The sequence below is a fragment of the Pinirhizobacter sp. genome (assembly GCF_035317885.1).
Taxonomy (GTDB): domain Bacteria; phylum Pseudomonadota; class Gammaproteobacteria; order Xanthomonadales; family Rhodanobacteraceae; genus Pinirhizobacter.
Map to the genome: position 1 here is coordinate 1 of NZ_DATHFX010000370.1, position 7,437 is coordinate 7,437.

The 7,437-nt window shown below is 63.7% G+C and carries 7 protein-coding genes; 3 read left to right on the plus strand and 4 right to left on the minus strand.

Translation table 11 applies throughout. The features are described from left to right. Positions 1-276: ATP-binding cassette domain-containing protein (locus VK519_RS12215; protein ID WP_324350136.1), on the plus strand; the 276-nt coding region annotated here is incomplete at its 5' end. 24 nt (positions 277-300) lie between these two features. Here VK519_RS12215 and VK519_RS12220 read toward each other — a convergent pair. From VK519_RS12220 to VK519_RS12235, 4 genes are all read right to left on the minus strand, one after another. Next, positions 301-744 carry a nuclear transport factor 2 family protein gene (locus VK519_RS12220; RefSeq protein ID WP_324350138.1) on the minus strand — a complete coding sequence of 148 codons (444 nt, stop codon included), beginning with the start codon at positions 742-744 and terminating at the stop codon, positions 301-303. An 18-nt stretch (positions 745-762) separates the two neighbouring features. Next, the gene (modA, locus tag VK519_RS12225) at positions 763-1,503 is read right to left on the minus strand and encodes a molybdate ABC transporter substrate-binding protein (RefSeq protein WP_324350146.1); all 741 of its coding nucleotides are present in this window, start codon (positions 1,501-1,503) and stop codon (positions 763-765) included. 85 nt (positions 1,504-1,588) lie between these two features. Further along, positions 1,589-3,052, minus strand: coding sequence for a MocR-like pyridoxine biosynthesis transcription factor PdxR (gene pdxR / locus VK519_RS12230; protein ID WP_324350140.1), 1,464 nt, complete (start codon positions 3,050-3,052; stop codon positions 1,589-1,591). 43 nt (positions 3,053-3,095) lie between these two features. Further along, positions 3,096-6,140, minus strand: coding sequence for a TonB-dependent receptor (locus VK519_RS12235; RefSeq protein WP_324350142.1), 3,045 nt, complete (start codon positions 6,138-6,140; stop codon positions 3,096-3,098). Positions 6,141-6,300: 160 nt separating this feature from the next. Here VK519_RS12235 and VK519_RS12240 point away from each other — a divergent pair, with 160 nt between their 5' ends. Both VK519_RS12240 and msrB read left to right on the plus strand, forming a co-directional pair. Beyond that, positions 6,301-6,765 (plus strand): hypothetical protein, encoded by a 465-nt coding sequence (locus tag VK519_RS12240; protein ID WP_324350144.1) that lies wholly within the window; start codon positions 6,301-6,303, stop codon positions 6,763-6,765. 57 nt (positions 6,766-6,822) lie between these two features. After that, complete coding sequence (gene msrB / locus VK519_RS12245; RefSeq protein ID WP_345785969.1) at positions 6,823-7,230, plus strand: peptide-methionine (R)-S-oxide reductase MsrB; 408 nt, start codon at positions 6,823-6,825, stop codon at positions 7,228-7,230. Positions 7,231-7,437 lie beyond the last annotated feature (207 nt).

The window sequence follows — 7,437 nt, forward strand, 5'->3', positions numbered from 1 at the left end:
CGCAGCTATCCCTCGCAGCTATCGGGCGGCCAGCGCCAGCGCACGGCGCTCGCCCGCGCGTTGGCCGCCGGCCCGGATATCCTGTTGCTGGACGAACCGTTCTCGGCGGTCGACCCGGCCCTGCGTGGCCGGTTGCGACAGGAGCTCGCCGAACTGCAATCGAACCTCGACCTGCCGATGATCGTGATCACCCACGACCCGGCCGACGCCGACGCGCTGGGTGACGAGGTACTGGAGATCCGCGACGGTCGTATCCATGAGGTGGGGTCAGAGTAATTCCTCTGACCCCCAACCCGTGGTTCAGGGAACCCGCGCGGCCTGCGTGTATACCACCTGCCACCGGCCATCCTTCTTGCGCCAGACGTCGACGAAGCGAATGCGCACCTGGAACGGCTTGCCTTCGCTCTTGCCTTTGTAGTCGACCAGGCCGGCAAGCGTCGCACCGTCGCCCCACACGCGGATCGTTTCGTCCTGCACGGTGTACGGTTCCACGCTTGAGCCGGGCGCCACGGATTCGGTGATGAACTCCTGCCTGGTCTGTGTCTTGCCGGCGCTGTTGGCCAGTACCCAGTCGTCGGCGAGCGCCTTTTCCAGCCCCGCGCGGTCGGAATGGACCTGGGCCTGGTCGTAGTCAGCGGCGGCCTTGGCCAGATCCGGCGGAAGTTTTGGGTTGCTGGCGTGCGCCAGGCTGGTGAGGAGCAACAACGTCGAACCCACTACAGCGGCGAAACCAGGAACCTTCATCTTCGATGTCCTTTTTGCTTACGGACGATGGAAGCCGGCCTTGGCCAACAAGCCCTGGCCTTCCGGGGAAAGCACGAAATCGGCAAAGGCCTTCGCTTCGGCCGGCTGCTTCGACTGCGCGACCACGGCCAGTGGATAGATGATCGGCGTGGGCGTGGCTACGCGCATCGCCACGCGCACCTTGCCGGCGGCGACCGTGGCATCGGTGGCGAAGACGAAGCCGGCGTCCACTTCGTCGCGCGCTACGTAATCCAGTGCCTGGCGCACGTTCTGCGCCAGCACCGCCTTGGCCGAAACCGGCTCCCAGAGCTTGGCCGCTTCCAGGGCGGCTTTGGTGTAGCGGCCCACCGGCACCGAGGCCGGGTCGCCGATGGCCACCTTGCCGACGTTTTTCGACGTGAGGTCGCTGAGCGAAGCGGGTGTGAATTTCCCGGAGGTGGGAACAATCAGCACCAACTCGTTGGCGGCGAAGTCGCGCCGGGAATCTTTGTTTATCAGGCCTTGTGCCTGGGCCTTGTCCATGGCGGTCTGATCGGCAGAGGCGAATACATCGGCCGGCGCGCCGTTGGCGATCTGCTGCAGCAATACATCGGAGGCCGCGAAATTCAGCACTACGTGGGTTCCAGGGTGCTCGCTTTCATAGGCCTTGGCCACGGTGCCGAAGACATTGGTGAGTGACGCGGCGGCCGAAACCACGATGTCGGTGGCGTTGGCCTGCATGGATAGCATCAGCAAGGCGGGAAGGACGAGTCGGCGCAGGTTCATGGCGAAAGTCACGAATAAGCCAAGGGAACATGTGTATAGCGCAAGGCGCGGCAGGTTTGCGCATTCGAAGGCCTCGTCTTCACAGGCCCAGCTCGCGCAGGCAGCTGCCGAAGAGGCGCGTGGCTTCGCGTATATCCGCGCACGACATGCCTGCGTAGCCAATCAGCAGGCCCGGCCGCGGCGGCGGGTCAAGATAGAACGGCGCCATCGGGTGAAGGCCCAGCCCGCGCGATGCGGCATGGTCGACCAGGCGCGCGGCGTGTGCCTCGTCGATGCTACGGAACCAGCCCACGATGTGCATGCCCGCCGGAGGATCGAAGAGCTCCAGCCGGTCGCCCACGTGCGTGCGCAGGCCATCGAGCAGGGTGTCGCGGCGGAGCTTCAGGTCTTTGATTCCTGCACGAAGGAACCGCTCGAAGCTGCCGTCGGCGATCAGCGCCGCCAGCGCTGCCTGCTCGATCGCGGGGCTGGCCAGGTCGCTCAGCCATTTGGCGGCAAGGAAATCCTCGAGCAGGGCCGGCGGCACCACCATGTAACCCAGGCGCAGCGAGGGAAACAGCACCTTGGAAAACGTACCCACGTAGATCACCCGCGAGGCCGCGTCCAGCGCGCGCAGGGCGGCCAGCGGATGGCCATCGAAGCGCAACTCGCCGTCGTAGTCGTCCTCGAGGATCCAGCTACCGTGTTTCTCGGCATAGGCGATCAATTGAAGGCGGCGCGGCAACGACATCAGGCTGGCGCCGGGAAACTGGTGCGAAGGCGTTACGCAGACCAGCCGTGCGGGCTCGGCGGGGAGCTCGTCGCAGACCATGCCGTCTTCGTCGGTGCGCACGCCCACGATCTCCGCGCCATGGACGCGCATGATCTGGTACGAGGAAAAATAGTGAGGGTCTTCCAGCGCCACGCGGTCGCCTTCGTCCAGCAGTACGCGTGCGCATAGGGCATACGCCTGCTGGGCGCCGTTGACGATGATCACGTCGTCGGGGCTGGCCACCACGCCTCGCCGCCGGGCAAGGTAGTCGCAAATGCCTTCGCGAAGCGCCGGCAGTCCCTGCGTGCGCGGGTAGTCGGTATCGGTATAGGCCGCCGCGTGGGCGATCTCCTTGCTCCAGCGTTCAGCCAGACCCGGCTGCACGAGCGGTTCGGCATATTGCAGGTTGTAGCGCAGTCCATAGTGCCGCCGTCCCACCGCGCGGCCGATGCCTTCGCGCAGGCGCCTCACATAGCGCGAAGGGGGAGCCACTTCGCGTGCCGGCGGACCCTTCGACAGCGTGGGAACGACCTGTTGCGGAGCCACGAAACTCCCCGAACCCTGACGGCTTTCAAGGAAACCCTCCGCCTGCAGCTGCTCGTAGGCCGCCAGCGCCGTGCTGCGCGACAGCCCAAGGCTCAAGGCCAGTTCGCGCGTGGGCGGCAGGCGCGTATGCGCTGGAAGGCGACCACTGCGGATCGCCTCCTTCAGGGCGCGCGTCAACTGCGCATGTCGCGGCCCGCGGCCGTCCAGCTCCAGGAACAATCCCCTACCCCAAGGTGGCCCGTTCACAACGGACTGTCCTTCATTATGGGGTAGGGGGTCAATGTGCTTTCTAAAGCGAGAAGTCGTACATCATCGAGAATCGGAACGAGCGCGGCTCGCTATAGCTGATCGCCTGCCCATAGGCCGGGGCGAACGAGGTGGTGCCGCCGACGTTGAACCGCTCGTTGACGTTCTGCACCACCTGATGGTTGAACACGTTGAACACATCGGCGCGGAGAGCCAGCTTGTGATCGGCGAATGCCGGCTTCCAGGTGGAGCTCAGGTCAAGACGCCAGGTCCATGGCAGCCGTCCTTGTGATCCGCGTGGTACGAACTGGTACTCCGGAGGGGCGGCATGGGCGAGGTTGCAGTAGAAGAACGCCGAGCCATACCCGGAGGCGACATCGTTGCGATCGGGATCGATGCCCAGGCAGTTCTTCGGCCGGCCTGAGGCCACGAAAAGGTTGGCGCCGAACAGCCATTCGGGTGTTGCCTGAAAATACCCGAACGCCTTGATCTGGTGGCGGCGATCGTTGGGCAGCGGACCGTTGCTGCCGATCATCAGTTCCGGGAAGTCCCATGTCTGTACCTGGGACACATCGGCCTGGCCGAGATCGGAAAGGAGTTGTCCCTCGTCGTTACCGAAGCTGTGCGAAATCGTATAGTCGATGCGCCCGTACCAGCGGCCATCGAAGGGATGTTCAAGATAAGTATCCAGCGCCAGGTACTTACGCTTGAGTTTTTGATAGCCAAGATCCTGGGCGCTTAGCTTGATGTCCTCGAGCGTGCCATTGCCGTCCACGTCGTAGAAGAACTCGCCGCCATGGCCGGGGTTGAACAATGCGCAGATGAAGTTGCTGGTGTTGGACGAATCGTAACCATTGCGGGCCGCCCAGTTGGCGAAGGGACGGGGGTCGCAGAAGTCGTCGATGGCGCTGCGCAGGTTGCGGTAAGTGGCTTTGGCGCCGAAGTTCCAGTCCTGCGCCAGTTGCTTGTCGAAACCCAGGATATATTCGTCCTGGTAGTGGGAATCGAGGCCTTTCTTGGCCACGATATGCGGATCGGGTGCCTCGCCGAACTCGTTGTTTGCCGATACCGGGCCCGGGCCTAGGGGAGTTAGGCCGGTAGGCACCCCGGTCACCGGGTCGAACCCGGTGTAGGTGAAGTACTCCTGCGTAATAAGGGCGCCTGATGCGCCGCGCACGGCCACATTGTTGGGAAGGGCAATGTGGTAACGCCCGGCGTTGGCATACACCTTGAACGTGGAGTCTCCGTACACGTCCCAGGTGGCGCCGAGCCTCGGAGCCAGCTGATGACGCTGCTTTACATAAGCGATGCCGTCGCTGTTGTAGTTGCTGAATTGCTCGTTGCGCAGGCCGATGGAAAGCAGGTAGCGGTCGCCGATCTGCCAGCGGTCTTCCACATACTGCGCCTGCTGCTTCACGGTGACATTGGCAAGCGTGGTCTGGTAGTTCTTCACCACGTAATCGCCATTGCCGCCCGGCGCGCCGTTCACCCCGAGCGAGGGAAAGACCGGCGAATTCGGATCGTCCGAGTGCTGATACACCCAGGCGTAACCGCCGGGAATCTCAGCGCCCGTATCCGAACGAAGCACCTGGTTGTCGATGCCGGCCCGGAAGTCGTGGTTGCCCAGGCGCCATTCCACGTCCAGGCGCCGCGCCAGCGTGCTGTCACGGGTAAACGCATCGCTCACGGGGCCGCTTCCTGCCTGGCAGGAGCTCTTGATGATCTGGTCCGGTGGTACGGGGCGATTGTCCCCTATCGAAGGGCAGGTGGGATCGGAGCCGGAAATCAGGTTCACGTGCTGGCTGGTCTGCTTCCCCAGGAGCGCCGTGACAGTAAGGTTGTCGGTGATGTAACCGGTGTATTTGGCGATGTGCGTATCCGCGCCGTTCTGGCTTGCGGGCCCCACCGTGGGGTCGTTCTTCAGGTTGGTGCGGCTTGCCCGTACGTCCGAATGGGTGAGCGTGGTGTAGTCGAAGGCATAGGCGTCGCGCTGTTCATTGGTCTTGTCGGAAAAACCCGTGAGCTCGAGGATATGGTTGTCGGTGATGTTCCAGTCGATCTTCGCCAACCATCGCGGCGTGCGGAATTCACTTTCCCTGTAACCGCCGGCCGCGCCGATGGGCTGTACGTTCACGTCGTGCGCACGGGTCATCTCGGCCGTGGCATAGACGAATAGGCGGTCTTCCACCAGCGGACCGCTGATGTAGGCGCCGTATTCGAACGTATTGTCCTTGTTGTCGTTCTGGTAGCGGTTGAGCGTGCCATCGATCGGCGTGCCGTTGTGTGGCACATATATGTTGCGCGGCGATGCCTCCAGCGCTTCGGGCGACCAGTACGCCGCCACGCCGGCTTTCCAGGTATTGCCGCCACGCTTGGTGATGATGTTGATCACGCCGCCGGTGGAGCGGCCGAATTCGGCGCCGTAGCCGCCGGTCAGCACCTGCTGCTGGTCGATCGCGTCGTAGGGAAGTTGTGTCAGGCCGATCGAGGTGAGCGGATTGGTGACCGGGAAGCCGTTGATGTAGTACGCGTTCTCCGAGGCGGCCGAGCCGCCGAAGCTGATCACATTGCCATAGCGCGAATCGCCCGATACCACGCCTGGCGCCAACAGCGCGGTGGAGGTGACGTCCCTGGCCACGGGAATTTTCTGCAGCTGCTCGGAGGTAAGTACGGTGCGCGAATCGGTGGTGGACACGTCGATCGCCGGAAGGGCGTTGGCCACCACTTGAACGCCCTCGAGGGTCTTGGCGCCGGTGGTGCCCTCGGCGCCGCCGAACGAGACCTCGCTGCCCGAGCCGATGGTCACGGTGACGTCGTCACGCGTGGCGACGCTTGCCCCGCCTTGCACAAGGGTTACCGTGTAGCGGCCCACGGGAAGCGATGCGGCGCGATAACGCCCGGCGCTGTCGGCGGTGATGTCGCGGCTAAGGCCCGTGTCGACATTGGCGATGCGAACGGTGGTACCCGCTTGCACCGGTACCTGGCCGAAGATCGTGCCCGATGCATTGGACTGGGCGAAGGCATGCGGTGTTGCCAATGCAAGGGTGAGCCCCAGCGCCGTTGCGCGGCGGCGGTTCTGTACGAACATGTTGACGTTTCCCCAAGTCGGCTTATGCCGTAGGGATGGAACATCCTTCGCAAGCCTTTGCCAGTAAACGACCAATTTCTTGCGTCCGAAGCGGGCCAATTGGCTTGTGGTCGATGAAATTGGCCTGTAATTTTCATTCCACGCAAACGGGGAGGGCGCGATGAATCGATGGCTTATGGCGACGCTGGCCGCAGGTACCGTGGCCGCGATTGTCGAGATCGTGCCGGCGCTTCCCATCCAGCAATCGTTCGGCGTAACACCGATCCAGGTGTTCCAGTCGATCGCTAGCGGCATCGAGGGTCGCCCGGCGTTCGAGGGTGGCATGGGCAGCGCCGTGTTCGGTGCGGTATTGCACTGGGCGATCTCGTTGGTGTTCGCAGGTGTCTGGGTGGCGGCGGCGCAGCGGTCGGCCACGCTGTCGCGGCACTTCGTGCCCTGGGGCATCGTCTATGGGCTGGTGGCCTATGTGGTGATGAACTGGATCGTCCTGCCGCTTTCGGCCGCACCTTTCCAGACCACGCACGTGCCCTGGCGCATGGCGATGAGCATTTCCTTCCACCTGTTCCTGTTCGGCCTGCCCATCGCCGCGGTGGCGCACTGGGTGCTGGGGCGCCTTCGCGGTTGAATAACCTGCCCTGCGCTATCACTTGGGGAGCTAACCCGCCCCCCAAGGAGCAATGGCATGGCTACCCTACAGAAGACTTACCCCGTCACCCGCACCGACGAGGAATGGCGCCGCCTGCTCACCCCTGAACAGTACGCGGTGCTGCGGGGCCACGGCACCGAGCGCCCGGGCAGTTGCGCCTTGCTGCACGAAGAGCGCGAAGGCAGCTTCGCCTGCGCCGGTTGTGGCCAGGTTCTGTTTGCCTCGGGCAAGAAATTCGAGAGCGGCACCGGCTGGCCAAGCTTCGACACCCCCGCCCCCGGCGCGTTGGACGAAACCCGCGATACCAGCCACGGCATGGTCCGCGTGGAGGTGAATTGCAGCCGGTGCGGCAGTCACCTCGGCCATGTTTTTCCGGATGGGCCGCCGCCGACGGGCTTGCGCTACTGCATCAACGGCGTGGCGCTCGACTTCAAGCCTGACTAAGCCCTCCGCCGAAAGACCTATTTTTCAACGTAAGTACTTGATTTCCGTGTAAGGGGTTGAAAAATGAGAAGCCGGCCTCTCCACATTCACCGTAAAACGCGCTAGCGTCAAAAAGTCGACGCTCCGCCGGGGGAAGGGGACGCGGGGTGTCGCCGGGAGGTTCCAAAGGTTTGGTAGTGCAACGCTATACGGCCTGGCCGGGGCGTC

Bases quoted from the DNA above. Each gene is read 5' to 3' on its own strand.
- VK519_RS12220 (WP_324350138.1), bottom strand. From the start codon at position 744: ATGAAGGTTCCTGGTTTCGCCGCTGTAGTGGGTTCGACGTTGTTGCTC.
- VK519_RS12235 (WP_324350142.1), bottom strand. From the start codon at position 6,140: ATGTTCGTACAGAACCGCCGCCGCGCAACGGCGCTGGGGCTCACCCTT.
- VK519_RS12240 (WP_324350144.1), top strand. From the start codon at position 6,301: ATGAATCGATGGCTTATGGCGACGCTGGCCGCAGGTACCGTGGCCGCG.
- msrB (WP_345785969.1), top strand. From the start codon at position 6,823: ATGGCTACCCTACAGAAGACTTACCCCGTCACCCGCACCGACGAGGAA.